This window comes from Staphylococcus massiliensis CCUG 55927 (genome assembly GCF_000298075.1).
Lineage (GTDB): Bacteria > Bacillota > Bacilli > Staphylococcales > Staphylococcaceae > Staphylococcus > Staphylococcus massiliensis.
Map to the genome: position 1 here is coordinate 36,923 of NZ_JH815597.1, position 25,325 is coordinate 62,247.

At 37.7% G+C, this 25,325-nt stretch carries 29 protein-coding genes; 28 read left to right on the forward strand and 1 reads right to left on the reverse strand.

Features of this window, described 5'->3' with window-relative positions; all coding sequences use genetic code 11:
- Positions 1-30: 30 nt before the first annotated feature.
- Positions 31-552, reverse strand: a complete 522-nt coding sequence (locus A33S_RS0111180) for a DUF2529 family protein (protein ID WP_009383946.1) — start codon at positions 550-552, stop codon at positions 31-33.
- A 223-nt stretch (positions 553-775) separates the two neighbouring features.
- Here A33S_RS0111180 and fdaB point away from each other — a divergent pair, with 223 nt between their 5' ends.
- The 28 genes from fdaB (at position 776) to fabZ (ending at position 25,319) form a co-directional block, all read left to right on the forward strand.
- Positions 776-1,636 (forward strand): class IIb fructose-bisphosphate aldolase FdaB, encoded by an 861-nt coding sequence (fdaB, locus tag A33S_RS0111185; RefSeq protein ID WP_017176875.1) that lies wholly within the window; start codon positions 776-778, stop codon positions 1,634-1,636.
- Positions 1,637-1,854: 218 nt separating this feature from the next.
- Positions 1,855-3,114: a UDP-N-acetylglucosamine 1-carboxyvinyltransferase gene (locus A33S_RS0111190; protein WP_017176876.1), complete on the forward strand. Its 1,260-nt coding sequence runs from the start codon at positions 1,855-1,857 to the stop codon at positions 3,112-3,114.
- A gap of 51 nt (positions 3,115-3,165) precedes the next feature.
- Positions 3,166-3,498: a winged helix-turn-helix transcriptional regulator gene (locus A33S_RS0111195; protein WP_009383943.1), complete on the forward strand. Its 333-nt coding sequence runs from the start codon at positions 3,166-3,168 to the stop codon at positions 3,496-3,498.
- A gap of 471 nt (positions 3,499-3,969) precedes the next feature.
- Complete coding sequence (locus A33S_RS0111200; protein ID WP_009383942.1) at positions 3,970-5,397, forward strand: aldehyde dehydrogenase family protein; 1,428 nt, start codon at positions 3,970-3,972, stop codon at positions 5,395-5,397.
- 851 nt (positions 5,398-6,248) lie between these two features.
- Entirely contained in the window at positions 6,249-7,565 is a 1,317-nt protein-coding gene (gene rho / locus A33S_RS0111205) for a transcription termination factor Rho (protein WP_009383941.1), read from the forward strand.
- A 129-nt stretch (positions 7,566-7,694) separates the two neighbouring features.
- A complete protein-coding gene (locus tag A33S_RS0111210; protein WP_009383940.1) occupies positions 7,695-7,952 on the forward strand; it encodes a type B 50S ribosomal protein L31 in 258 nt (85 codons plus the stop codon).
- 177 nt (positions 7,953-8,129) lie between these two features.
- Positions 8,130-8,729 (forward strand): thymidine kinase, encoded by a 600-nt coding sequence (locus A33S_RS0111215; protein WP_009383939.1) that lies wholly within the window; start codon positions 8,130-8,132, stop codon positions 8,727-8,729.
- The gene (prfA, locus tag A33S_RS0111220) at positions 8,729-9,808 is read left to right on the forward strand and encodes a peptide chain release factor 1 (RefSeq protein ID WP_017176877.1); all 1,080 of its coding nucleotides are present in this window, start codon (positions 8,729-8,731) and stop codon (positions 9,806-9,808) included. Before A33S_RS0111215 ends, prfA begins: the two co-directional genes overlap by 1 nt.
- Complete coding sequence (gene prmC / locus A33S_RS0111225) at positions 9,795-10,631, forward strand: peptide chain release factor N(5)-glutamine methyltransferase (protein WP_009383937.1); 837 nt, start codon at positions 9,795-9,797, stop codon at positions 10,629-10,631. Before prfA ends, prmC begins: the two co-directional genes overlap by 14 nt.
- 78 nt (positions 10,632-10,709) lie before the next feature.
- Entirely contained in the window at positions 10,710-11,750 is a 1,041-nt protein-coding gene (locus tag A33S_RS0111230; RefSeq protein WP_009383936.1) for an L-threonylcarbamoyladenylate synthase, read from the forward strand.
- A 1-nt stretch (position 11,751) separates the two neighbouring features.
- Positions 11,752-12,186, forward strand: a complete 435-nt coding sequence (locus A33S_RS0111235) for an arsenate reductase/protein-tyrosine-phosphatase family protein (RefSeq protein WP_009383935.1) — start codon at positions 11,752-11,754, stop codon at positions 12,184-12,186.
- 114 nt (positions 12,187-12,300) lie between these two features.
- Positions 12,301-12,825 (forward strand): TIGR01440 family protein, encoded by a 525-nt coding sequence (locus A33S_RS0111240; RefSeq protein WP_009383934.1) that lies wholly within the window; start codon positions 12,301-12,303, stop codon positions 12,823-12,825.
- A 21-nt stretch (positions 12,826-12,846) separates the two neighbouring features.
- Complete coding sequence (gene glyA, locus A33S_RS0111245; protein WP_009383933.1) at positions 12,847-14,088, forward strand: serine hydroxymethyltransferase; 1,242 nt, start codon at positions 12,847-12,849, stop codon at positions 14,086-14,088.
- A 15-nt stretch (positions 14,089-14,103) separates the two neighbouring features.
- Entirely contained in the window at positions 14,104-14,733 is a 630-nt protein-coding gene (upp, locus tag A33S_RS0111250) for a uracil phosphoribosyltransferase (protein WP_009383932.1), read from the forward strand.
- A gap of 22 nt (positions 14,734-14,755) precedes the next feature.
- Entirely contained in the window at positions 14,756-15,892 is a 1,137-nt protein-coding gene (gene wecB / locus A33S_RS0111255) for a non-hydrolyzing UDP-N-acetylglucosamine 2-epimerase (RefSeq protein ID WP_009383931.1), read from the forward strand.
- A 158-nt stretch (positions 15,893-16,050) separates the two neighbouring features.
- The gene (locus tag A33S_RS12690; RefSeq protein ID WP_009383930.1) at positions 16,051-16,413 is read left to right on the forward strand and encodes an ATP synthase subunit I; all 363 of its coding nucleotides are present in this window, start codon (positions 16,051-16,053) and stop codon (positions 16,411-16,413) included.
- Between the two features lie 22 nt (positions 16,414-16,435).
- A complete protein-coding gene (atpB, locus tag A33S_RS0111265) occupies positions 16,436-17,161 on the forward strand; it encodes a F0F1 ATP synthase subunit A (RefSeq protein ID WP_009383929.1) in 726 nt (241 codons plus the stop codon).
- 50 nt (positions 17,162-17,211) lie between these two features.
- Complete coding sequence (gene atpE / locus A33S_RS0111270; RefSeq protein WP_009383928.1) at positions 17,212-17,427, forward strand: F0F1 ATP synthase subunit C; 216 nt, start codon at positions 17,212-17,214, stop codon at positions 17,425-17,427.
- A gap of 96 nt (positions 17,428-17,523) precedes the next feature.
- Positions 17,524-18,042: a F0F1 ATP synthase subunit B gene (locus A33S_RS0111275; protein ID WP_009383927.1), complete on the forward strand. Its 519-nt coding sequence runs from the start codon at positions 17,524-17,526 to the stop codon at positions 18,040-18,042.
- The gene (locus A33S_RS0111280) at positions 18,042-18,581 is read left to right on the forward strand and encodes a F0F1 ATP synthase subunit delta (RefSeq protein WP_009383926.1); all 540 of its coding nucleotides are present in this window, start codon (positions 18,042-18,044) and stop codon (positions 18,579-18,581) included. The genes A33S_RS0111275 and A33S_RS0111280 overlap by 1 nt, the downstream gene beginning before the upstream one ends.
- A 21-nt stretch (positions 18,582-18,602) precedes the next feature.
- Positions 18,603-20,111, forward strand: a complete 1,509-nt coding sequence (atpA, locus tag A33S_RS0111285; RefSeq protein ID WP_009383925.1) for a F0F1 ATP synthase subunit alpha — start codon at positions 18,603-18,605, stop codon at positions 20,109-20,111.
- A gap of 30 nt (positions 20,112-20,141) precedes the next feature.
- Entirely contained in the window at positions 20,142-21,008 is an 867-nt protein-coding gene (atpG, locus tag A33S_RS0111290) for an ATP synthase F1 subunit gamma (protein ID WP_009383924.1), read from the forward strand.
- A 22-nt stretch (positions 21,009-21,030) separates the two neighbouring features.
- Positions 21,031-22,446 (forward strand): F0F1 ATP synthase subunit beta, encoded by a 1,416-nt coding sequence (gene atpD / locus A33S_RS0111295; RefSeq protein WP_009383923.1) that lies wholly within the window; start codon positions 21,031-21,033, stop codon positions 22,444-22,446.
- Positions 22,447-22,466: 20 nt separating this feature from the next.
- Positions 22,467-22,871, forward strand: a complete 405-nt coding sequence (locus tag A33S_RS0111300) for a F0F1 ATP synthase subunit epsilon (protein ID WP_009383922.1) — start codon at positions 22,467-22,469, stop codon at positions 22,869-22,871.
- Between the two features lie 190 nt (positions 22,872-23,061).
- Positions 23,062-23,292: a DUF1146 family protein gene (locus tag A33S_RS0111305; RefSeq protein WP_009383921.1), complete on the forward strand. Its 231-nt coding sequence runs from the start codon at positions 23,062-23,064 to the stop codon at positions 23,290-23,292.
- A gap of 108 nt (positions 23,293-23,400) precedes the next feature.
- Positions 23,401-24,666, forward strand: coding sequence for a UDP-N-acetylglucosamine 1-carboxyvinyltransferase (gene murA, locus A33S_RS0111310; RefSeq protein ID WP_009383920.1), 1,266 nt, complete (start codon positions 23,401-23,403; stop codon positions 24,664-24,666).
- An 18-nt stretch (positions 24,667-24,684) separates the two neighbouring features.
- Positions 24,685-24,864 carry a DNA-directed RNA polymerase subunit beta gene (locus A33S_RS0111315; protein WP_009383919.1) on the forward strand — a complete coding sequence of 60 codons (180 nt, stop codon included), beginning with the start codon at positions 24,685-24,687 and terminating at the stop codon, positions 24,862-24,864.
- 17 nt (positions 24,865-24,881) lie between these two features.
- On the forward strand, positions 24,882-25,319 hold the full coding sequence (gene fabZ, locus A33S_RS0111320; protein WP_017176878.1) for a 3-hydroxyacyl-ACP dehydratase FabZ: 438 nt from the start codon (positions 24,882-24,884) through the stop codon (positions 25,317-25,319).
- Positions 25,320-25,325: the final 6 nt, after the last annotated feature.

Below are 25,325 nucleotides of genomic sequence, written 5' to 3' on the forward strand. Positions count from 1 at the left end.
TGATGCGTAACTTGGGCTTTTTACATAGATTTATAAATCTAAATCGCGAATCATTTCTACCATTTGTGTGTAAATTTCATAATAAATATAACTAAACGCAATCGGGTGAGGTGTCACGACTTTATCATAATCCTCAGTAAATACGATTGGACGTGGCGTACTTAAGTCGATAAAGTGCATGAGATGATCTGGCATTGTCGTTTCTTTAGGTTTATTACACACAACAACAAAATCTACATCTTTATCGATTAAAGCTTTAACATCAGCTTGCATGTCTTCTGTGTAAAATGGGCTAAATAAGAATACACGATCTGTAGTGTCTAGTTCATCAAGGCTATTTAATGAACTTAGTAGTTTACTTGATTCTAATTTTTCACTGCTTGATGTAACATAGCTTTCAAAACATTTTAAATCATCATAGCCTTTTACATAAACATGACCTTCGCCGCCGATTGCTTGAATTAAGCACTGACTTGCCATTTGAATGTCTAAATCTTGGTTTTCGATACGGTTAAATACACCGTTTATTTGAGTGTTGAGTATTTTAGACATGATAAACCTCCGTTCTTCTGTACGTCTCAAATTGTAAGCGATGGCATTTGTAATTGCAATATGGGAGGGCTTTTCAAAAAAAGTGGCGAAAATGGTAAATTTGTTTAACACCTGCGCATATAAATACTGTCATTGAGCGATTTAAAGTACCATTTCATTTCAAAATTAGGTATAATTAATTGAGAATACATTGTGCAAAATATGCACGCGAGGAGGAACGGTCATGCCTTTAGTTTCAATGACAGACATGCTTATTAAAGCAAAAGAAGAAGGTTATGCGGTAGGACAATATAATTTAAATAACTTAGAATTCACACAAGCCATATTAAAGGCTTCTGAAGAAAAGCAAGCGCCAGTTATATTAGGTGTTTCTGAAGGTGCAGCGCGCTACATGGGTGGTTTCTACACAGTCGTTAAAATGGTAGAAGGTTTATTACATGATTACAACATCACGGTACCTGTAGCAATTCATTTAGATCATGGTTCAAGCTTTGAAAAGTGTAAAGAAGCGATTGATGCAGGTTTCACGTCAGTCATGATTGATGCGTCACATGCGCCATTTGAAGAGAACATCGAAATCACGAAGAAAGTAGTTGATTATGCGCACGACAGAGGCGTATCTGTTGAAGCGGAACTTGGTACGGTTGGTGGCCAAGAAGATGACGTTGTAGCAGATGGGGTTATTTACGCTGATCCTAAAGAATGCCAAGAGCTTGTTGAACGTACGGGTATCGACACGCTTGCACCAGCGTTAGGTTCTGTACACGGTCCTTATAAAGGTGAACCAAACCTAGGCTTTAAAGAGATGGAAGAAATTGGAGCTTCAACTGGACTTCCACTAGTTCTACACGGCGGAACTGGTATCCCTACACATGATATTCAGAAGGCGATTTCGTTTGGCACTGCTAAGATTAACGTGAACACTGAGAATCAGATTTCTTCAGCAAAAGCCGTTCGTGAAACGCTTGAAAAGGATCAAGATATGTATGATCCACGTAAATACTTAGGTCCTGCACGTGAAGCAATTATCGAAACTGTTAAAGAAAAAATTGAAATGTTTGGGACGACTAATCGAGCAAAATAATGTTTGAAATGCTATAATAATTATATCAAAAGTCACTATACGATTGTATAGTGACTTTTTACATATATTTAAGTAAAATTTACGTAAATATTATTAGATTATTTTGGGTATATAATGACTGAAAGTTATTTTGCAATTTCAAAATGATTAAACTAAGATGCGCTTTTTATGAAGTGATAAAAGTTTATTAAGAACGTATATAAAAGGAGAACTCAAGCATGGCTGAAGAAGTTATCAAAATAAAAGGCGGCCAACGTTTAAATGGTAAAGTTCAAATTAGTGGGGCTAAGAACAGTGCCGTCGCTATTATTCCCGCAACAATTTTAGCTGAACAACAAGTTACAATTGATGGCTTACCTGAGATTTTAGATGTAGAAACGCTCGTAAGTCTTCTTGGTGACTTAAATATCAAAACATCTCTTAAAGGGGACACACTAGAAGTTAACCCTAAAGAAATAGAGAATGTGCCACTTCCTAATAATAAAGTTGAATCTTTAAGAGCGTCTTATTATATGATGGGCGCAATGCTTGGTCGTTTTAAAAAATGTGTTATCGGTTTACCAGGAGGTTGCCCATTAGGACCTCGTCCAATTGATCAGCACATTAAAGGTTTCAAAGCTTTAGGTGCTAAAATTGATGAATCTAGTACGTCTTCAATGAAGATTGAAGCTGAAGAATTAAAGGGTGCGAACATTTATTTAGATGTCGTAAGTGTAGGAGCGACGATTAATATTATGCTTGCAGCCGTTCGCGCACAAGGCCAAACAGTAATCGAGAACGCAGCTAAAGAACCTGAAGTTGTAGATGTCGCGAACTTCCTTAATAGTTTAGGTGCTAAAGTATCAGGAGCTGGTACTAGTTCTTTAAAGATTACAGGTGTGCCTGAATTAGGCGGCAGCCGTCACAGTGTGATTCCAGACAGAATCGAAGCGGGCACGTATATGTGTATTGCGGCTGCATGTGGTGATAACATCGAGCTTAACAATATTATTGCTAAGCATATCGACCCACTTACAGTTAAATTACGCGAATTAGGTATCGATGTAGATATCGATGAAGATAGCGTACGTATTTCAAGTTCTGAACCATATCAAAGTGTTCATATTAAGACACTTGTATACCCTGGATTCGCAACTGACCTTCAACAACCGATTACGCCTTTATTATTCTTAGCTGAAGGACCAAGCTTTGTTAAAGATACAATTTATCCAAAGCGTTTTAAACACGTGGATGAGCTAAGAAAGATGGGTGCTGATATTTCTGTTGATCAAGGTACAGCTACAATCAAACCATCTAAACTTAAAGGTGCTGAAGTATATGCAAGTGACCTACGTGCTGGCGCATGCTTAATCGTAGCTGCATTACTTGCTGAAGGTGTGACAACAATTCACAATGTAAGACACATCTACCGTGGTTATAGCGGCATCGTTGAAAAACTTCGTGAACTCGGTGCCGATGTGTGGACGGAAGAAGTATAAAACCTTTATTTTAAACACGAACGTGCAATGTCATAACAGAGGTGGATACACATGGAAATATGTCCATACTTAGAAGAAACGTTTAAGATTCTAGGACGCAGTTGGAATGGCTTAATCGTTAATTATTTATCCAGATGTCATAATCATGCAGCACATTTCTCTGACATGAAGCGTGATTTAAAGCCGATTACACCGAGAGCCTTATCAATCAAATTGACTGATTTAGCCGAGTGGGGGCTTGTTAAGAAAGAAGTCATTTCCAACGCGCCTCATTCAGTTCGATATTGCCTTACTGATAAAGGTTTAGCCTTAGCAAAAGCCCTCTTACCAGTAGAAGAGTGGGCTCAAGAATATATTGAACTCGAATCAAAAACAAGTAAATGATACGAATGATGAGCGCAGGACGCCTCGTTTCGTTTACACGATAGGTAAAGTGATACTTTGTCATCGTGATACGAAATGTATACGGGTCCTGCGTTTTTTGGTTTCTCGAAAGGATCGAATGTGGCTTAGGAACGTTTTAAGGTCAATTTAGGAATTTTAGCAAGGTAGGGCTTTTCAAGAAAGGGTTGAATTGGCTTAGTGAAAATTATAGGTCTGTAACAGAACTTTAAGAGGTTGGGGCTTTTAAAAAAAGATAAAGTGATGTTGAGGAGAAATTAGGAGTCTGAACGTCTTTATAAGCGTAGGACTTTTCAAAAAGTAAGAGTGATGTTGAGGAGAAATTAGGAGACTTAACGACTTTATAAGCATAGGACTTTTCAAAGAGGGAAAGTAAGTTAAAGCAGATGATTTAAACTTTCGAGGGAATCGTCTTAAAATGAAAGTATCAGATGAATAAAGGAGTGACCATTAATGAGAAACCAAACAAAGCAATATATCAATGGCGAGTGGGTTGAAAGTGCAAGTGGTCAAACAATTAAAGTAATCAATCCAGCTACTGAAGAAGTGTTAGGCGAGGTAGCGAATGGTAACGAAGAAGACGTGAATAAAGCAGTAGAGGCTGCTCACAATGTATATTTAGAATTCCGCAATTCAAGTGTAGAAGACCGTAAAGCGTTATTAGATAAAATTGTGAAAGAATATGAAAACCGCAAAGATGATTTAATTGAAGCGATGACGGATGAATTAGGTTCACCGTTACAAAAGTCTGAGGATGTTCACTATGAAGCGGGCTTAAAACACTTTAAAGCTGCGCGTGAAGCTTTAGATACGTTTGAATTTGAAGAACAACGTGAAGATAACTTAATCGTTAAAGAAGCGATTGGTGTTGCAGGCTTAGTAACGCCTTGGAACTTCCCTACGAACCAAACTTCATTAAAATTAGCGGCAGCATTTGCGGCAGGTTGCCCGGTTGTCTTAAAACCTTCTGAAGAAACACCGTATGCTGCAATTATCTTAGCTGAAATCTTTGATAAAGTTGGCGTACCTAAAGGTGTATTTAACTTAGTTAATGGTGACGGTGAAGGTGTAGGTAATCCGTTAAGCGAACACCCTAAAGTGCGCATGATGTCATTTACTGGCTCTGGTCCTACTGGTTCTAAAATTATGGAAAAGGCTAGTAAGGACTTCAAGAAATTTTCTCTTGAGTTAGGTGGTAAATCACCGTTAATCGTGCTTGATGACGCAGATATTGAATTTGCTAGTAAAGCTGCTGTAAGTAAAGTTGTGAATAATACGGGTCAAGTTTGTACGGCAGGTACGCGTACGTTAATTCCTGAATCTCTTAAGGATGAATTCTTAGAAGCGGTTAAACGTGAAATGGAAAATGTTAAAGTTGGTGACCCACGCGAAGAAGGCATTGAAGTTGGTCCTATTATTAGTAAGAAACAATTTGATCAAGTTCAAGATTATATCAAGAAGGGTATCGACGAAGGTGCTACGTTATTCTATGGTGGCGAAGGTAAACCTGAAGGCTTAGAAACAGGTTATTTCGTGAAACCAACAGTTTTTACGGATGTAGATAACAAGATGACGATCGCGCAAGAAGAAATCTTTGGTCCTGTGATGTCAGTAATCACGTATAAAGATTTAGACCACGCGATTGAAATTGCGAACGATACGAAGTATGGACTTGCTGGTTATGTCCTTGGTGAAAATAGAGATAACTTACGTCATGTTGCCCGTTCAATCGAAGCAGGTATGGTTGAAATTAATGAAGCAGGTCGTGCTGCAGACTTACCATTCGGCGGCTATAAACAATCAGGTTTAGGTCGTGAATGGGGCGACTATGGTATTGAAGAGTTCTTAGAAATTAAATCAATTTCAGGTTACTTTAAATAAGGCTAGAGATTGATTAGGTTTAGGTATAGGTATTGGCCGAGTCCACGGGTGGGCTCGGCCATTTTTAGGTTGGGGGATGGAGGTTGAGGTTGAGTCCGTTATGCGAAAGAAAAATAAAACAATCGCATAAGGGTGTCGTTACGCGAAAGAAAATTGAAACAATCGCATAACGGCGTCGTTACGCGAAAGAAAATAAAAACAATCGCATAACGATGCCGTCGATATCGTCATCTATAAAGAATTATTTGGGTGAATAAAAATATCGAAAAATTTTCGATTACGAAAATTTACCTTATTACAAAGACTGAGGCAAACAATGTAGCAAGGAAGCCATGCTACAAAGACTGAGACGAACAATGTAACAAGGAAGCCATGTTACAAAGACTGAGGCAAACAATGTAACATGGCCCACTTGTTACAAAGACTGACGTAAACAATGTAACAAGGACGCCATGTTACAAAGACTAAAGCAAACAATGTAACAAAGAAGCCATGTTACAAAGACTGAGGCAAACAATGTAACAAGGGCGATTCCCTACAACAAACCCTTAAAATCTACTCCGTATCTCCCCCAGGAAAATCCCTTAAATTTTCCCTCCGATCCCCCCCTCACATAAAACTCTCAAAAAACCAAAATTCCTCCAAATTACCACTAAATCTACACCTACACCACGCAATATTTTTATAGGTCTATTTAAGACTAGTCATAGTAAATTTTTAAAAAGATTATGTATGTACAAAACACAAAATCCTTTTGTCTTCAAATCGAAAATTTGCTATAGTTATCATGTTGGTAGAGAGATTATTCAACTCGCCACTAAAACTTTTTAGATGAAATGGGTGTAAAATAGATGCCTCAAAAAGAACGAACGTCACCTCAGTATGAATCTTTTCACGAGTTGTATAAAAATTATACTACGAAAGAACTAACAAAGAAGGCAAAATTATTAAAATTAGTTAATTATAGTAAATTAAATAAAAAAGAGCTTGTTCTCGCTATCATGGAAGCCCAAATGGAACAAGACGGAAATTATTATATGGAAGGTATCTTAGATGATATTCAACCTGATGGATATGGCTTTTTAAGAACGGTAAACTATTCCAAAGGTGAAAAAGATATCTATATATCTGCGAGTCAAATTCGCAGATTCGAAATTAAACGCGGCGACAAAGTAACTGGTAAAGTTAGAAAACCCAAGGACAATGAAAAGTATTACGGTTTACTTCAAGTTGACTTCGTAAATGATCACAATGCCGAAGAAGTCAAACAACGACCTCACTTCCAAGCTTTAACACCACTTTATCCTGAAGAACGCATCCTTTTAGAAACAACTACTAAGAATTACTCTACTCGAATTATGGACTTAATCACTCCGATTGGTCTTGGACAACGTGGTTTAATCGTTGCACCTCCTAAAGCTGGTAAAACGTCATTATTAAAAGAAATCGCAAATGCGATTAGTGTAAATAAACCTAACGCTAAGCTATTCATCTTATTAGTAGGTGAACGTCCGGAAGAGGTAACGGACATTGAACGTTCAGTTGAAGATGCTGAAGTCGTACATTCAACATTTGATGAACCACCTATTCATCACGTTAAAGTAGCCGAATTACTGCTCGAGCGTACTAAGCGCTTAGTAGAAATAGGTGAAGATGTCATCGTATTAATGGACTCAATTACGCGTCTTGCGCGTGCCTATAACTTAGTTATCCCGCCAAGTGGACGTACGTTATCAGGTGGTTTAGATCCAGCTTCACTTCATAAGCCTAAGCATTTCTTTGGTGCTGCGCGTAATATTGAAGCAGGTGGTAGTTTAACAATCTTAGCTACAGCTTTAGTTGAAACAGGTTCACGCATGGACGACATGATTTACGAAGAATTCAAAGGTACAGGTAATATGGAGTTACACCTTGACCGTCGTTTATCTGAAAGACGTATCTTCCCAGCAATTGACATCGGTCGTAGTTCTACGCGTAAAGAAGAATTATTGATTTCGAAATCAGAGCTCGATACGTTATGGCAACTGCGTAACATGTTTACAGATTCTCAAGACTTTACAGAACGTTTCTTACGTCGACTTAAGCGTTCTAAAGATAATAAAGATTTCTTTAATCAACTTCAAGAAGCGGCTAAAGACAGTACGAAGACAGGCAAGCCTATAATTTAATCTCTTTGAAAAGGATTTCCATATGGGGTTGCTTTTTAAAAGGTAAACCGATATAATACCTAAGTATTGGGTAAAAAACTCACAAATAACTCTGTTCCAGATGGTTCAGGGCAAAGGAGCTGAATAGAAATGAAACAAGGAATCCATCCAGAATACCGTAAAGTAATCTTCTTAGATACAACTACAAACTACAAATTCTTAAGTGGTTCTACAAAAATTTCTGATGAAACTATGGAATGGGAAGACGGTAACGAATACCCAGTAGTACGTTTAGACGTATCTTCTGATTCTCATCCTTTCTACACAGGACGTCAAAAATTCGCTGCTGCGGATGGTCGTGTGGAACGTTTCAACAAGAAATTTGGTTTCAAATCAAAAAACAACTAATTTGTTTAGGTTTGAAAAAGAAGCATGTTGAATATGGTGCAATTAAGCCGAACAAGAATGTCTTAACATTTTTGATTCGGCTTATTTTTTTACATAAGGGCATTAGATTAAAATTTAGAATTGAATATATTATGTTATAATAAAGCGATTATGTTTTTGGTAAAGGTGGAAACAATCATGTATGAGGCATACCATTCTGGTTGGATAGAATGTATTACTGGTAGTATGTTTAGCGGAAAGTCTGAAGAATTAATTCGACGCTTAAGACGCGGTGTATACGCTAAACAAAAGGTCGTCGTATTTAAACCAGCTATCGATAATAGATATCACGACGAGAAAGTTGTTTCCCATAATGGCAATGCAATCGAAGCAATCAATATTTCATCTGCGAGAGATATATTGTTACAAGATTTAGAAAGTGTTGATATTATAGGGATAGATGAAATTCAATTTTTCGAAGAGGAAATTGTACACATTGCAGAGAAACTAGCTGAGCGCGGTCATCGCGTTATTGTAGCAGGGTTAGATATGGACTTTAGAGGTGAGCCATTTGACCCAGTTCCTAAAATGATGGCAGTGAGCGAACACGTAACAAAGCTACAAGCTGTTTGTTCTGTATGTGGTGCTTCTTCAAGTCGTACACAACGACTCATCGACGGTAAACCCGCGAGATATGATGAACCAATCATTTTAGTTGGTGCTAATGAGAGTTATGAACCGAGATGTCGCGCACATCATGTCGTGATTAAAGAGGAATCTTGTAAGGAGGAAAATTAATGTTTGATCAATTAGATATAGTAGAAGAAAGATATGAACAATTGAATGAGTTATTAAGTGACCCTGACGTTGTTAATGATTCAGATAAGTTAAGAGCGTATTCTAAAGAACAAGCTGACTTACAAAAAACGGTAGAGGTCTATCGTCACTACAAACAAGTTAAAGAAGATATTTCTGAGATCGAAATCATGTTAGGTGAGACTAAAGACAAAGATGAAGTTGATATGCTTAAAGAAGAGCTAAGCGATCTTAAACCTCAAGTACCTCAACTTGAAGAAGAGCTTAAATTCTTACTTATTCCGAAAGACCCTAACGATGATAAAAACGTTATCATGGAAATCCGTGCGGCAGCAGGCGGTGACGAGGCTGCAATTTTCGCAGGGGACTTATTCCGTATGTATACACGTTATAGTGAGTCTATCGGTTATAAAACAGACGTCGTTGAAATGAACGCAAGTGACCACGGTGGTTATAAAGAAATCAGCTTTATGATCCAAGGTCAAGGTGCTTACTCAAAACTTAAGTATGAAAATGGTGCACACCGCGTGCAACGTGTACCTGAGACAGAGTCAGGTGGTCGTATTCATACATCTACTTCAACAGTTGCCGTATTACCTGAAGCAGAAGATGTTGAAGTCGAAATTCGTAACGAAGATATTAAAATCGATACGTACCGTTCAAGTGGTGCAGGTGGTCAGCACGTAAATACAACAGATTCAGCTGTACGTATTACGCACTTACCAACTGGAACGGTTGTAACGTCACAAGACGAGAAGTCTCAAATTAAGAACAGAGAAAAAGCGATGAAAGTATTAAAAGCGCGTGTTCATGATATGAAAGTTAAAGAAGAAGAAGCTAAATACGCATCAGAACGTAAGTCAGCTGTTGGTACAGGTGACCGTTCAGAACGTATTCGTACGTATAACTATCCACAATCACGTGTAACGGACCACCGCATTGGTTTAACGATTCAGAAGTTAGATCAAATTATGGAAGGTAAGTTAGACGAAATTATTGATGCACTGACAATGCATGAGCAAACTGAGAAATTGAAAGAATTGAATGATGGTCAACTTTAAGTCTCTTTTGGAAAAGCACCAAGCAATCGCTATAGAACATCAGGTCGATACGCACAGTGTCGAAACATTACTACTTGATTTAATGAACTGGAAATCCATCGATTACTTAATGCATCAAAGTGAAGACGTACCTGCTGAAGACGCACATCGGTTTGAAGTGGCTTTTGCTCGATTGGTAAAAGGCGAGCCAGTACAGTATATCGTGGGATTTCAAGAATTCTATGGTGAACGCTTTGTCGTGTCGAAAGACTGCTTAATACCACGACCTGAAACTGAAGAGGTTACGTTAAGTTTCCTTGAATCAGTGCGTGACGGGGATACCGTCGCAGACACCGGAACAGGCAGTGGTGCTATCGCGATTACGCTTAAACGGTTAAAGCCTGACTTGAATGTTATCGCAACGGATATTTGTGAACGAGCGCTCAAAGTAGCTGAAGACAACGCTAAACGACTCGAAGCGGATATCACGTTCTATCAAGGAGACGTCTTAAAACCACTGATTAACCAAGGCGTGAAATTGGACGGTCTAATTTCAAATCCGCCATACATTTCACGAGACGAAGTCGAAGTCATGTCGTCATCGGTACTTGAATATGAACCAGAAAGCGCATTATTCGCAGCAAATGATGGCTTACTCATCTATGAACGTATACTTCAGGATTTACCACAAGTGTTGAAAAAAGGTGCCGTTGTCGTATTCGAAATCGGCTATCTACAAGGCGAACGTCTGAAAGCTATGATTCAGAACATGTATCCGTCTACTCACGTTCAAGTGCTAAAAGATATGAATCAAAATGATCGCATCATTAAATTTAAATGGTAATTAAAAGTTATGTGTAGTTTTATGCTATACATAACTTTTTCTTATACGATAAGATAAAACATAAAGGAGGGATAATTCATGGAGACACGTATTTGGGATTTAAGCGACTATCAATCCAATGTCCAGGACTATCCACAATTAGAAGAAATCATTCAATGCTTTAATAACGGAGGTCTCGTATGTATCCCGACAGAAACAGTTTATGGACTCGGCGCAAATGCTTACGATGACGAAGCGATTACAAACGTATTTAAAGCGAAAGGGCGTCCTCAAGACAACCCACTCATCGTTCATATTCACGACTTGAGCCAATTAGATGCATTTACGACAAGCATCCATCCTGAGGCTCGAACTTTAATGAAACACCTATGGCCGGGTCCTATTTCATTTATTGTGCCATTAAAGCAAGGCGTTTTAAGCGAAGGTGTCTCAAGAGGGCTCGATTCAATCGCCGTTCGTATGCCGAGTGATGACGTATGTCGTCAAATATTGAAAGCCGTAGATTTACCAATTGCAGCACCAAGCGCTAATATTAGTGGCAGACCGTCACCAACCACATTTGAACACGTTTATCACGACATGGACGGTCGCGTAGATGGCATCATCCGTTCCATACAAAGTGAAGCTGGACTCGAAAGTACAGTCGTTGATTGTCGCACATTCCCATTTAAGATCGCACGACCTGGAGTCATCACCAAGCACATGCTTAATTCAATTGTGTCAGGATGTGTCGATATTAATGAACCGCTCTCCCTTGAAAAGCCCATTGCGCCAGGCATGAAATATAAGCATTACGCGCCTGATGTACCGTTAACGATATTGCTTAATGCGGGTTCAAAGCTACCTTTTGAAATGAATGATTGGCAGAAGGTTGCGTTCATTTATCCAGAGCGCTTACGAGATACGCTACCTCAAGATGCGATTTTCATTCCACTATGTAAGGATGAAACTGATATTACAGGTGCTAATCGAAATCTCTATGCATCCTTACATCAACTTGACGCATTACCATCCATTGAACAAGCGTTTATCTATGGATTTGACGGAAATGAAGATAATGAGGCAATCATGAACCGCATGGAAAAAGCAGCAAATTATAACATTATAAGGGGGGAGTAATGTGAAAATCGTATTTGTTTGTACAGGTAATACATGCCGTAGTCCGATGGCTGAAAGTATTAGTAAGAAAGTATTACCAGCGTCTGTAGAAGTTGTTTCACGTGGCGTGATGGCGATGGAAGGGGCATCAACGAGTGAATCTGTTTATGAGTTGTTAGAGGCGAATTCATATCCTGATCCAACGAAGTCCGCTTCCTTTAAAAAGGTAGATTTAGAGGCAGATTTAATTTTAGTCATGACACATGCGCATAAAGAACAACTTGAACATCTCTATGGTCCTCATAGCAATATACATGTCCTTAATGTATTCATAGAAGAGCCATACGAAGTGCAAGATCCGTACGGTGGTTCATTTGAAACATACGAACGCACATTCAAGCAACTTGAATCCTACATCATGAAAATGAAAACTAAACTAGCTAACGACAAGGCTTGAAATCCTTAAAACTTCATGAATTAGTATAAGTTGAACTTAAAATAAGTTATAATGTAGCTATAAAGCATATTCTAAAACTTATCATTAGGATACGCGGATGATGGAGGTGGATGTATGGAAGCTTTAGATCAATTAATTGAGGAACTGAACGCACAGGGCTTTTTCAAAGAGGGTGAAATGTGCATTATTGGATGTTCTACATCAGAGATTACAGGATCTAAGATAGGTACGAATAGTTCTATGGAAGTGGCAGAGACGTTATTTAATACGTTCAAAGCTGTTGAAAGAGATACAGGTGTTCACTTTGCCTTTCAAGGCTGCGAACATATAAACCGCGCAGTGACAATTGAACGACGTGATTATGACCCTTATACAATGGAGATTGTAGATGTTGTTCCAGCGCGTCATGCTGGCGGTAGTTTATCTACATATGCCTATCAGCACATGGACGAACCTGTGGTTGTTGAGTACATTAAAGTGCCAAAGGGTATTGATATAGGGCAAACTTTAATCGGTATGCACATTCATCATGTTGCGATTCCCGTACGTACGTCGGTTAAGTACATCGGAGACGCAATTGTATCCATAGCATCATCACGTCCTAAGAAAATAGGTGGAGAACGTGCGCAATACCAATAAATTTAAGTGAGGAGTTTATATATGTCATTTATTGAAAAACAAGATAAGGCAGTATACGACGCTATTCAAGACGAGTTTAATCGCCAAAACAATAACATTGAATTAATCGCATCAGAAAACTTTGTATCAGAAGCAGTAATGGAAGCACAAGGTTCAGTAATGACAAACAAGTACGCAGAAGGTTATCCTAAACGTCGTTACTATGGTGGTTGTGAATTTGTTGACGTTACAGAACAATTAGCGATTGACCGTGCTAAAGAATTATTCGGTGCAGAACATGCTAACGTACAACCACATTCAGGTTCTCAAGCGAACATGGCTGTATATTTAACTGCTCTAGAACAAGGTGACACGGTATTAGGTATGAACCTAAGCCATGGTGGTCACTTAACACACGGCGCTAAAGTGAACTTCAGTGGTAAAATGTTCAACTTCGTAGAGTACGGTGTTGATAAAGAAGGTGAAAGAATCGACTACGATGAAGTGTTACGTGTAGCTAAAGAAGAACAACCTAAACTAATTGTAGCAGGTGCTTCAGCTTACCCACGTGAAATTGACTTCAAGAAATTTAAAGAAATCGCGGATGAAGTTGGCGCTAAATTCATGGTAGACATGGCACACATCGCTGGTTTAATTGCTGCAGGTTTACACCAAAATCCAGTAGAATATGCAGACTTCGTTACAACTACTACACATAAAACTTTACGCGGTCCTCGTGGCGGTATGATTTTATGTAAAGAAGAATATAAAAAGCAAATTGATAAAACAATCTTCCCAGGTATCCAAGGTGGACCTTTAGAGCATGTAATTGCTGCTAAAGCAATCGCATTTGGTGAAGCTTTAAAACCTGAATTTAAAGATTACCAAGAACAAGTTATCAAAAATGCTAAGGCATTAGCTGAAACGCTAGCTGAGGAAGGTTTCCGAATCGTATCTGGCGGCACAGATAACCACTTAGTTGCAGTTGATGTTAAAGGCTCTGTAGGTTTAACTGGTAAAGTTGCTGAAGAGACTTTAGATGAAATCGGTATTACTTGTAACAAGAATGCCATTCCTTTCGACCAAGAAAAACCATTCGTTACAAGCGGTATCCGTCTAGGTACACCAGCTGCTACAACTAGAGGATTTGATGAGGAAGCATTCAGAGAAGTTGCTAAAATCATGAGCCTTGTATTAAAAAATCATGAAGATGAAGCAAAACTTAAAGAAGGCGAAGAACGTGTAAGAAAACTTACGCAAAAATTCCCTCTATACACAAAATAATCCGGAGGCATCATTATGGGAAAAGTTCATGTATTTGACCATCCATTAATTCAACACAAATTAAGTTACATTAGAGATGTAAGTACAGGTACGAAAGAGTTCAGAGAGCTTGTTGATGAAGTAGGCATGCTCATGGCCTATGAAGTTACACGTGATTTAGAATTACAAGATGTTGAAATTGAAACACCTGTAACTAAAATGACAGCTAAACGTTTATCAGGTAAAAAGCTTGCTTTCGTACCAATTCTAAGAGCTGGGCTTGGTATGACTCAAGGTATCTTAAACCTTGTGCCAGCAGCGCGTATTGGACATGTAGGTTTATATAGAGATCCTAAAACTTTACAAGCTGTCGAATACTTTGTGAAATTACCACAAGACATCGAAGAACGTGAAATCATTGTAGTAGACCCTATGCTTGCAACAGGTGCCTCAGCAATCGAAGCAATTAATTCGCTTAAAAAACGAGGTGCTAAACACATTCGATTCATGTGTCTGATTGCTGCTCCAGAAGGCGTTGAAAAAATGAAACAAGCACATGAAGATGTGGATATTTACATTGCGGCACTTGATGAAAAATTAGACGATCATGCTTATATCACACCTGGTTTAGGTGATGCAGGAGATCGTTTATTTGGAACAAAATAAAGTTAATTAAGGAGCCTATGTTATGAAGAAAATAATGACTATCTTTGGGACAAGACCTGAAGCGATCAAAATGGCACCACTTGTTTTACAACTAAAAAAAGATGAACAATTAGAGCCTATCGTTGTTGTGACAGCACAGCATCGTGAAATGTTAGATTCAGTACTTGAAACTTTTGATATCACACCTGATTATGACTTAGATGTTATGCAACCAGGTCAAACGTTATCTCAAGTTACATCAAAAGTATTGAATGGTTTAGAAGAAGTCATTCAAGAAGCTAAACCAGACATGATTCTTGTTCATGGTGATACGACAACTACTTTTGCTGGCGGCTTAGCTGCTTTTTATAACGAAGTAAGTATCGGTCACGTTGAAGCTGGTTTAAGAACATGGAATAAATATTCACCATTCCCAGAAGAAATGAACCGTCAAATGACAGGTATTATGGCGGATTTACATTTCGCACCTACAGATAAATCAGAACAAAACTTACTAAATGAAAACAAACCTCAGGAATCTGTAGTGATTACAGGTAACACAGCAATTGATGCGATGAATACAACTGTTAGAGACTCATACAAGTCAGAAATCATCGATAAACATGAAGATAAACGTATCATCTTGTTAACAGCGCATCGTCGTGAAAACCTTGGTGAACCTATGGAAAATATTTTTAAAGCGGTTAGACGCATCGTTGAAGAAGAAGAGGATACTGTAGTCGTTTATCCTATGCATAAAAATCCTAAAGTACGTGAGATTGCGAAACGTCATTTAGATGATCACGATCGTATCGAACTTATCGAACCGCTAGAAGTTATTGACTTCCATAACTTCGCACATCAAGCACACCTTATTCTTACAGATTCTGGTGGTGTTCAAGAAGAAGCGCCTTCTTTAGGTAAGCCTGTTTTAGTACTTCGTGATACTACAGAGCGCCCTGAAGGTGTAGAAGCTGGGACATTGAAGCTTGCTGGTACCGATGAAGAGGATGTGTATCGACTTACGAAAGAACTCTTAAACGATCAAGAGTTATATAAACGTATGAGTATTGCACAAAATCCATATGGTGACGGAAAAGCATCAGAACGAATTTGTGAAAATATTAAGTTTTATTACAATCTAATTTCTGAAAAGCCAGCACCATTCAAGGCAGAATAGCTCGAAGGTATAATTGTGTCAATTTTGTGAACGAAAGATTGCGATTCGTTAACCGTTTTCTTGATTGAATTGACACAATTTATACCCTATATTATTATGAAAATTGTATGAATGGAACGGCTTTCATAAATTTGTCTAACATGAGAAAAGAGGCGCTTATGAAATCCTTCGATTCGGTATTTAAACGATATATATTTTTTTATATTTGTTTAGTGGTAACGCTTACAATAATCTATATTTTCACGCTTCACAATCTTGTTTTAGGCCTCATTGTTGGAACAATTGCTTCTTTGATTAATACATATATATTTGAGATTTATCTTAGTCGAGCAACGAAAAACGACACAAGTAGGGTTTCAACAGGTAGTGTTTGGCGCTATTTAGTCGTGATTTTAGCGTGTTTAGTATGGGTTATTGGTACAGAACAATTTGTAAGTATCATAGGTATTTTATTTGGCATTTTAATCGCTTACATTTTAATCGTTATGCGACCAGTATTTAACAACATGAATAAGAATTGAATATTTGAAAAGAGGTGAAGACATGCAGCACGAAGATCCAATTGTTAGTTGGGATGTGTTTGGAATTAACATCACATTTAACCTATCATCCATCATGATGGTTATCATTACAGCAGCAGTTGTATTCCTTATTGCGATTTTATGTACCCGCAATTTACAGAAACGACCAACAGGTAAGCAAAACTTTATCGAATGGATATTCGATTTTGTTCGCGGCATTATCGAAAGTAACCTTGCTTGGTCAAGAGGAGGACAGTTTCATTTCCTAGCTGTTACATTAATCCTCTTTATTTTTGTAGCAAACATGCTTGGGTTACCTTTCCAAATTATTAATGGACATACGCTTTGGTGGAAATCACCTACAGCTGATGCCACGGTAACACTTACATTAGCTACATTAATGGTGCTTTTAACACATTATTATGGTATTAAACTTAAAGGTGCAAAAGGCTATGCTAAAGGGTTTGTTTCACCTTTCGCTATGTTATTACCAATTAACATCTTTGAAGAATTTGCATCAACATTAACATTAGGTCTACGTCTTTACGGTAATATTTATGCCGGTGAGATTTTACTAGGCCTATTAGCTAAGCTTGCATTCGTAGGTATGGGACTAGGTTTAATTGTAAGTATTCCAGGCCTTATTATTTGGCAAGGTTTCTCAATTTTCGTAGGTTCTATCCAGGCCTATATTTTCATTATGTTATCAATGGTATATATGGCACACAAAGTGGCAGAAGACCATTAATTATAAAAATTTGATTAATAATATATAAATAATTTAGGAGGATTTAAAACATGAATTTAATCGCAGCAGCAATTGCAATTGGTTTATCAGCATTAGGGGCAGGTATTGGTAACGGTTTAATCGTTTCTAGAACAGTAGAAGGTGTTGCACGTCAACCAGAAGCACGTCAACAATTAATGTCAATTATGTTCATTGGTATCGGTTTAGTTGAGGCACTTCCAATCATCGGTGTTGTTATCTCATTCATCGTAATGTTCATGAAGTAATAGTAGTTTGACTTTAAAGGCGAAGTCTTCAAAAGGGCTTTCGCCGTTCATTTTATGTAGATTGATACAATTTGATGAAAGGAGTGTACATAAACAGTGAATGCCAATTTATTCGTTCTTGGTGCAGCACAAGGTGGGGTACCATTCGGAACAGCTTTAGTTACGCTCATAACATTTATCATCTTACTTTTACTTCTTAAAAAGTATGCATGGGGACCATTAAAAAGTGTAATGGATGAACGTGAGCGTTCAATTAATAAAGATATTGACGATGCTGAACAAGCAAAAATTAATGCGCAAAAATTAGAAGAAGAAAACAAAGAAACACTTAAAAAGACACAAGATGAGGTTCACAGAATCTTAGAAGACGCGAAACAACAAGCTCGTAAACAACAAGAGGACATTATTCATGAAGCAAATGTTCGAGCTAACGGCATGATTGAAACTGCTCAAAGTGAAATCAACATGCAAAAAGAACGTGCATTATCTGATATTAACAACCAAGTATCTGAGCTATCTGTTTTAATAGCTTCTAAAGTTCTTCATAAAGAAATTTCAGAAAAAGATCAAAAAGCGTTAGTTGAGAAGTATATTAAAGAGGTAGGCGATAAGTAATGGCCAAGGTTGCTCAGAAATATGCTCAAGCACTTTTTGAGGTAGCAGAAAAGAACGATGCTATTGACGAAGTGTACGAAGCGTTTAGAGAAGTTTACAGAGGTACTCATGACGATATCTCTTTCTTTAGAAAGATTGATTTAGAACCAAAATTAACAGCAAGTGATAGACAAAAGATGATCAATGAAATTTTTAAAGACGTTAATGTATATGTACATAATATGTTAATGGTTGTTTCAAATCATCGTCATCTGGCATTAATTCCAGATATTTATGTAGCTTTCGAACAAGAATACAATGCAGCTCATCAGCAAGAACGTGCAGTGATTGAATCTGTGTATCCTTTATCTGATGACGAAATCGATGAAATCGGTAAAGCATTACTCGTTCGTACTGGTTTAAAGAAACTTATCTTAAGCAACGATGTTAACCCATCATTAATCGGTGGTGTTCGAGTTAAGATTGGAACAAAAGTCTTTGACGGTACAGTTCAAAATGACTTAGCAAATTTAGAAAAATCAATTAATAGAGCCAATTAAGAATAAAGAGGAGTGACATAGATGGCCATCAAAGCTGAAGAAATTAGTGCATTACTGCGCTCACAAATTGAAAATTATGAGTCAGAAATGTCTGTTACTGATGTAGGAACAGTTATCCAAATTGGTGACGGTATTGCATTAGTTCACGGATTAAATGATGTTATGGCTGGTGAACTTGTAGAGTTCCATAACGGTGTTCTAGGTTTAGCTCAAAACCTTGAAGAATCTAGTGTTGGTATCGTTATCTTAGGTCCTTACACAGACATTAAAGAAGGCGATGAAGTTAAAAGAACTGGAAGAATCATGGAAGTTCCAGTAGGGGAAGACTTAATCGGACGTGTTGTTAACCCATTAGGTCAACCAATCGACGGTCAAGGTCCAGTTAAAACTTCTAAAACAAGACCTATCGAGAAAAAAGCAACAGGTGTAATGGACAGAAAATCAGTTGATGAACCATTACAAACTGGTATCAAAGCAATCGATGCGTTAGTACCTATCGGTCGTGGTCAACGTGAGTTAATCATTGGTGACCGTCAAACAGGTAAAACGACAATCGCTATTGATACAATCCTTAACCAAAAAGACCAAGATATGATTTGTATCTACGTAGCTATTGGTCAAAAGGAATCAACAGTTCGTGCTAACGTTGAGAAATTACGTCAAGCAGGTGCTTTAGATTACACAATCGTTGTATCAGCATCAGCTGCACAACCTTCACCATTACTTTACATTGCGCCATATGCAGGTGTAACTATGGGTGAAGAATTCATGTTCAACGGTAAACAAGTTTTAATCATTTATGATGACTTAACAAAACAAGCTGCGGCTTACCGTGAACTTTCATTATTATTACGTCGTCCACCAGGCCGTGAAGCATACCCAGGTGACGTGTTCTACTTACATAGTAGATTACTAGAAAGAGCTGCGAAGTTAAATGATGAATTAGGTGGCGGTTCGATTACTGCACTACCTATCATCGAAACACAAGCAGGGGACATCTCAGCATACGTTCCAACAAACGTTATCTCAATCACTGACGGTCAAATTTTCTTACAATCTGATTTATTCTTCTCAGGTGTACGTCCAGCGATCAATGCAGGTTTCTCAGTATCACGTGTAGGTGGTTCTGCGCAAATCAAAGCGATGAAAAAGGTAGCTGGTACACTACGTCTTGACTTAGCATCATTCAGAGAGTTAGAGTCATTCGCACAATTTGGTTCTGACTTAGATGAAGCTACAGCAAGCAAATTAGAACGTGGTAAACGTACTGTAGAAATCTTAAAACAACCTCAAAACCGTCCAGTACCGGTTGAATACCAAGTACTAATCATCTTCGCTTTAACAAAAGGTTACTTAGATGATATTCCGGTTGAAGATATCACTCGTTTTGAAGAAGAAATTACTGAGTGGGCTAAAGTTAACGCTAGCGACTTACTTTCAGAAATTAAAGATACTGGTAAATTACCAGACGCAGATAAATTCGACAAAGCAATTACTGAATTCAAGAAAAGTTTCAAAGTCACTGAATAAATCTTAGTTTAATAAAAAGGTGGTGAGATAATGGCTTCACTTAAAGATATTGATTCACGTATAAAATCAACCAAGAAAATGAAGCAAATTACAAGTGCAATGAACATGGTATCTAACTCTAAACTTCGTAAAGCTGAACGTAATACTAAAACGTTCACGCCATACATGGAGAAGTTACAAGATGCTATAACTGCCATTGCTGGTGCTAATCAAACTTCTTCACATCCTATGTTAAACGAGCGTCCTGTTAAGCGAAGTGGTTACATCGTAATCACAAGTGATAAAGGTTTAGCGGGTGCTTATAGTGCAAACGTTATTAAAAAACTTGTACAAGATATTGAGAAGAAACATAACAGTAAAGAAGAATACACACTACTTGTATTAGGTGAGAATGGCGTAACGTTCCTTAAGAATAGAGGTTTTGAGATTGAATCATCAATGACTGAGATTCCTGATCAACCTTCATTTAAATCCATTCAAGCACTAGCTGAAAAAGCTATTGATTTATATAGTGAAGAGAAAATAGATGAATTATCTATTTATTACAGTCATTATGTAAGTGTACTTGAAAATAAACCGGTTAGTAAGAAAGTATTACCATTATCTCCGGAAGATTCTAGTCAAGGTCATGGTCAAATGTCTTCATATGAATTTGAACCTGACAAAGAAAGTATCTTAAAGGTAATTTTACCTCAATATATCGAAAGCCTTATCTATGGTACGATCTTAGATGCTAAAGCAAGTGAGCATGCCTCACGAATGACTGCAATGAAGAATGCAACGGATAATGCAACTGACTTAATTGATGATTTATCATTAGAATATAACCGAGCACGTCAAGCAGCTATCACACAACAAATTACTGAAATTGTTGGTGGTTCTGCAGCGTTAGAATAATAATTTAAAGGAGGCAAATAACATGGGAGTAGGCCGTGTAACTCAAGTTATGGGTCCTGTAGTAGATGTTCGTTTCGGACATAAAGAAATACCAGCGATTAATAATGCTTTAACATTAGAAGTTCCTCAGGAAGACGGACAAACGTCACTTTTAACATTAGAAGTTGCACTTCAACTTGGTGATGATGTTGTAAGAACAATTGCAATGGACTCAAGTGACGGTGTTAAACGTGGTGCAGAAGTAAAAGACACAGGTAAACCAATCAGTGTACCAGTTGGTGATAACACTTTAGGTCGTGTATTTAACGTTTTAGGTGACACGATTGATTTAGATGAAAAAATTGGTGACTCAGAACGTAGAGACCCAATTCACAGAGAAGCACCTCAATTCGATCAACTTTCAACTGAAGTTGAAATTTTAGAAACAGGTATTAAGGTAGTAGACTTATTAGCACCTTACATTAAAGGTGGTAAAATTGGTTTGTTCGGTGGTGCCGGTGTAGGTAAAACCGTTTTAATCCAAGAATTAATCAACAATATCGCCCAAGAACATGGTGGTATTTCAGTATTCGCTGGTGTTGGTGAACGTACTCGTGAAGGTAACGACTTATACTTTGAAATGAAAGACAGTGGCGTTATCGAAAAAACTGCCATGGTATTTGGTCAAATGAACGAGCCACCTGGTGCTCGTATGCGTGTAGCTTTATCAGGCTTAACAATGGCTGAATATTTCCGTGATGAAAAAGGTCAAGACGTACTTTTATTCATCGATAACATCTTCAGATTTACGCAAGCAGGTTCTGAGGTATCAGCGTTACTTGGACGTATGCCTTCAGCCGTTGGTTACCAACCAACACTTGCTACTGAGATGGGTCAATTACAAGAACGTATCACTTCAACTAACAAAGGTTCTGTAACATCTATCCAAGCGGTATTCGTACCTGCCGATGACTATACTGACCCTGCACCTGCTACAGCGTTCGCTCACTTAGATGCAACAACTAATTTAGAACGTAAATTAAGTGAAATGGGTATCTACCCAGCCGTTGACCCATTAGCATCTACTTCAAGAGCATTAGAACCAGCTGTTGTTGGTGAAGAACACTATGACGTAGCACGTCGTGTTCAATCAACATTACAAAAGTATAGAGAATTACAAGATATCATCGCTATCTTAGGTATGGATGAATTATCTGAAGAAGATAAGAAGACGGTTGAGCGTGCAAGACGTATTCAATTCTTCTTATCACAAAACTTCCACGTAGCTGAACAATTCACTGGTCAAAAAGGTTCTTATGTACCAGTTAAAGATACTGTTAATGACTTTAAAGAAATCTTAGAAGGTAAATATGACCATATTCCAGAAGATGCTTTCCGTTTAGCTGGTGGCATTAATGATGTATTAGCTAAAGCGAAAGACATGGGTGTGGAAGTATAAACAATTAGGAGGCATGGATAATGAATACATTAACCCTTGAAATCGTAACTCCTAATGGATCGGTTTATCAAAAAGAAAATGTTGAACTTGCAGTACTTCAAACGACTGCAGGCGAGATGGGTGTCATGCATGGACATATTCCAACAGTGACACCGCTTAGGGTAGGTCACATTAAAGTTAACTTTGATAACGATTCGGACTTTATAGCTGTCACAGAAGGCTTTGCCGAAATTAGACGCGATAAAGTCAACATCCTTGTTCAAACAGCTGAAACTGCTGATGAAATTGATGTTGAACGCGCTAAGTCAGCTAAACAACGTGCAACATTCTATTTAGACGGTGATAAAGCCGATACGGATATTAACCGTGCTCAACGTGCTTTAGAACGTGCGAATAATCGTATTGAAGTTGCTAAATTTAAATAATTGACTATTAAAAAGGTTTGGATGTAACTCATCCAAACCTTTTTTTGAGTTATTTTCATAATCGTTTATTAAAGATAAGGCGAAATGTCATTTAAACAGTAATATTTTTAATTTTGAAGCATAAAATATATCATTTAGCGCTATAATCGTGTAAAATGAGAAACAGAAAATCTGTTAAGGAGTGCAAAATATGGCGTATTTAGGGCAATATGCATTAATCAGTTTAGTAATGCATGTCATTTGTATATGTATAGCGTATTGGGCACTGCATGCGATTAGGCTTGACCAATGGTTTAAAAAAGGTTACAATGCACAGATTCAAGTATGTATGATATTTATAGCAATACTACTAGGTACTAGTGTAAGTAATTTTATAGTGGATTTACTCAAGTATTCATCTCAAATACAGCACCTTTTTTAAGTGGCTTTTGAAATGAAGAATAAATGAAATTTACATAAATTTAGAACATACTTATTTCTTTAACAGATATAGAAAAACGAATGAGAAGTAATAAGTGGAGGCATAAATATGGATAGAATAGTTATTAAAGGCGGAAATAAATTAGAAGGTAGTGTTAAAGTAGAGGGCGCTAAGAATGCCGTACTACCTGTTCTAACTGCCTCATTATTAGCGAGCAAAGGTGAAAGTAAGTTACTAAATGTACCTGAGCTTAGCGACGTTACGACGATCAATAACGTACTTAAAACGTTAAATGCATCAGTATATTATGATGTGAAGAATAAATCAGTAGAAGTAGATGCTACGCATAAACTTAATGAAGAAGCACCTTATGAATATGTAAGTAAAATGCGTGCAAGTATCCTAGTTATGGGTCCTTTATTAGCGCGTTTAGGATATGCGAAAGTAGCATTACCAGGTGGTTGTGCAATCGGTACACGCCCAATTGAACAACATATTAAGGGATTTGAAGCGCTAGGTGCTGATATTCATCAAGAAGGCGGCTTCATCTTTGCTGAAGCGAAGGACGGTCTAATCGGAACTGACATTCACTTTGACTTCCCAAGTGTAGGCGCGACACAAAACATTATTATGGCTGCTTCTTTAGCAAAAGGCAAAACAGTTCTTGAAAACGCTGCTCGTGAGCCAGAAATTGTTGACTTAGCTAATTATATTAACGAAATGGGCGGTAATATATCTGGAGCAGGCACGAATACGATTATTATTAACGGCGTTGAAGAATTAACAGGCGTTACACACTCTATCATTCCTGACCGTATTGAAGCTGGTACGCTCATGATTGCTGCAGCGATCACACGAGGAGATGTACTCGTACAAGGCGCGATTAGAGAGCACATGACAAGCCTAGTTTATAAATTAGAAGAAATGGGCGTTGAATTAGACTTCTTAGATGAAGGTATCCGTGTTCGAGCTCAAGATACATTACAACCAGTTGACATTAAGACGTTACCGCACCCTGGCTTCCCTACAGATATGCAATCTCAAATGATGGCATTATTATTAACTGCAGAAGGTCATAAAATTATTACTGAAACTGTATTTGAGAACAGATTTATGCATGTTGGAGAATTCCAACGTATGAACGCACGCATTTCCGTAGAAGGTCGTAGTGCTAAAATTGAAGGACGAAGTGAATTACAAGGTGCTAAAGTGAAAGCAACCGATCTAAGAGCGGCGGCAGCACTTATTTTAGCTGGGTTAGTTGCTGATGGCGTAACTGAAGTGACGCAATTAAAACATTTAGACCGTGGCTATGTTAACTTACATGGTAAGCTTAGAGACTTAGGTGCTAATATTAAACGTGTAAACGATTAATTAAAGGGTTGATTGATAATGAAACAGTTCAAGTTATTATGGTCATATGCATCTTTTAAACTACTCATTATTGTAATTCTTATGGTACTTTTATTTATTGTAGGAATTGCAATAGGTTTTATTATCAATCACCAAAGTATTTCTGATATATTTAATTTTGAAACATGGCATTATTTAATAGAAATTCTATTTAAGTAATTTCGGAGGTCTCTATTATGGAAACAATTTTCGATTATAATGAAATTAAAAACATTATCCCACACCGTCAACCATTCTTATTAATCGACAAAGTTGTAGGTTTTGAAGAAGGTCAAAAGTGTGTAGCGATTAAACAAGTATCTGGTAACGAACCTTTCTTCCAAGGTCACTTTCCTGATTACGCTGTTATGCCTGGTGTATTAATCACTGAAGCATTAGCTCAGACAGGTACGGTAGCACTTTTAAACAATGAACAAAACAAAGGTAAAATTGCATTATTTGCAGGCATCGATAAATGTCGCTTTAAGAAACAAGTTGTTCCTGGTGATACACTTGAATTAGAAGTTGAAATCACTAAAATGAAAGGGCCTATCGGAAAAGGTAGTGCTAAAGCTACTGTAGATGGCCAATTAGCTTGTTCATGTGAAATTACGTTCGCATTACAAGATGCATAATAAAAA

Excerpts from the sequence above, each read along its gene's own strand:
- atpB (WP_009383929.1), top strand. The coding sequence starts at position 16,436 with ATGCAGCACGAAGATCCAATTGTTAGTTGGGATGTGTTTGGAATTAAC.
- A33S_RS0111230 (WP_009383936.1), top strand. The coding sequence starts at position 10,710 with ATGGAGACACGTATTTGGGATTTAAGCGACTATCAATCCAATGTCCAG.
- prmC (WP_009383937.1), top strand. The coding sequence starts at position 9,795 with ATGGTCAACTTTAAGTCTCTTTTGGAAAAGCACCAAGCAATCGCTATA.
- atpA (WP_009383925.1), top strand. The coding sequence starts at position 18,603 with ATGGCCATCAAAGCTGAAGAAATTAGTGCATTACTGCGCTCACAAATT.
- glyA (WP_009383933.1), top strand. The coding sequence starts at position 12,847 with ATGTCATTTATTGAAAAACAAGATAAGGCAGTATACGACGCTATTCAA.
- A33S_RS0111280 (WP_009383926.1), top strand. The coding sequence starts at position 18,042 with ATGGCCAAGGTTGCTCAGAAATATGCTCAAGCACTTTTTGAGGTAGCA.
- atpE (WP_009383928.1), top strand. The coding sequence starts at position 17,212 with ATGAATTTAATCGCAGCAGCAATTGCAATTGGTTTATCAGCATTAGGG.
- A33S_RS0111190 (WP_017176876.1), top strand. The coding sequence starts at position 1,855 with ATGGCTGAAGAAGTTATCAAAATAAAAGGCGGCCAACGTTTAAATGGT.
- prfA (WP_017176877.1), top strand. The coding sequence starts at position 8,729 with ATGTTTGATCAATTAGATATAGTAGAAGAAAGATATGAACAATTGAAT.
- A33S_RS12690 (WP_009383930.1), top strand. The coding sequence starts at position 16,051 with ATGAAATCCTTCGATTCGGTATTTAAACGATATATATTTTTTTATATT.
- rho (WP_009383941.1), top strand. The coding sequence starts at position 6,249 with ATGCCTCAAAAAGAACGAACGTCACCTCAGTATGAATCTTTTCACGAG.
- A33S_RS0111195 (WP_009383943.1), top strand. The coding sequence starts at position 3,166 with ATGGAAATATGTCCATACTTAGAAGAAACGTTTAAGATTCTAGGACGC.
- A33S_RS0111215 (WP_009383939.1), top strand. The coding sequence starts at position 8,130 with ATGTATGAGGCATACCATTCTGGTTGGATAGAATGTATTACTGGTAGT.
- A33S_RS0111180 (WP_009383946.1), bottom strand. The coding sequence starts at position 552 with ATGTCTAAAATACTCAACACTCAAATAAACGGTGTATTTAACCGTATC.
- A33S_RS0111210 (WP_009383940.1), top strand. The coding sequence starts at position 7,695 with ATGAAACAAGGAATCCATCCAGAATACCGTAAAGTAATCTTCTTAGAT.
- A33S_RS0111200 (WP_009383942.1), top strand. The coding sequence starts at position 3,970 with ATGAGAAACCAAACAAAGCAATATATCAATGGCGAGTGGGTTGAAAGT.
- A33S_RS0111300 (WP_009383922.1), top strand. The coding sequence starts at position 22,467 with ATGAATACATTAACCCTTGAAATCGTAACTCCTAATGGATCGGTTTAT.
- fabZ (WP_017176878.1), top strand. The coding sequence starts at position 24,882 with ATGGAAACAATTTTCGATTATAATGAAATTAAAAACATTATCCCACAC.
- fdaB (WP_017176875.1), top strand. The coding sequence starts at position 776 with ATGCCTTTAGTTTCAATGACAGACATGCTTATTAAAGCAAAAGAAGAA.
- atpD (WP_009383923.1), top strand. The coding sequence starts at position 21,031 with ATGGGAGTAGGCCGTGTAACTCAAGTTATGGGTCCTGTAGTAGATGTT.
- A33S_RS0111315 (WP_009383919.1), top strand. The coding sequence starts at position 24,685 with ATGAAACAGTTCAAGTTATTATGGTCATATGCATCTTTTAAACTACTC.
- A33S_RS0111240 (WP_009383934.1), top strand. The coding sequence starts at position 12,301 with ATGGAAGCTTTAGATCAATTAATTGAGGAACTGAACGCACAGGGCTTT.
- wecB (WP_009383931.1), top strand. The coding sequence starts at position 14,756 with ATGAAGAAAATAATGACTATCTTTGGGACAAGACCTGAAGCGATCAAA.
- A33S_RS0111305 (WP_009383921.1), top strand. The coding sequence starts at position 23,062 with ATGGCGTATTTAGGGCAATATGCATTAATCAGTTTAGTAATGCATGTC.
- murA (WP_009383920.1), top strand. The coding sequence starts at position 23,401 with ATGGATAGAATAGTTATTAAAGGCGGAAATAAATTAGAAGGTAGTGTT.
- upp (WP_009383932.1), top strand. The coding sequence starts at position 14,104 with ATGGGAAAAGTTCATGTATTTGACCATCCATTAATTCAACACAAATTA.
- atpG (WP_009383924.1), top strand. The coding sequence starts at position 20,142 with ATGGCTTCACTTAAAGATATTGATTCACGTATAAAATCAACCAAGAAA.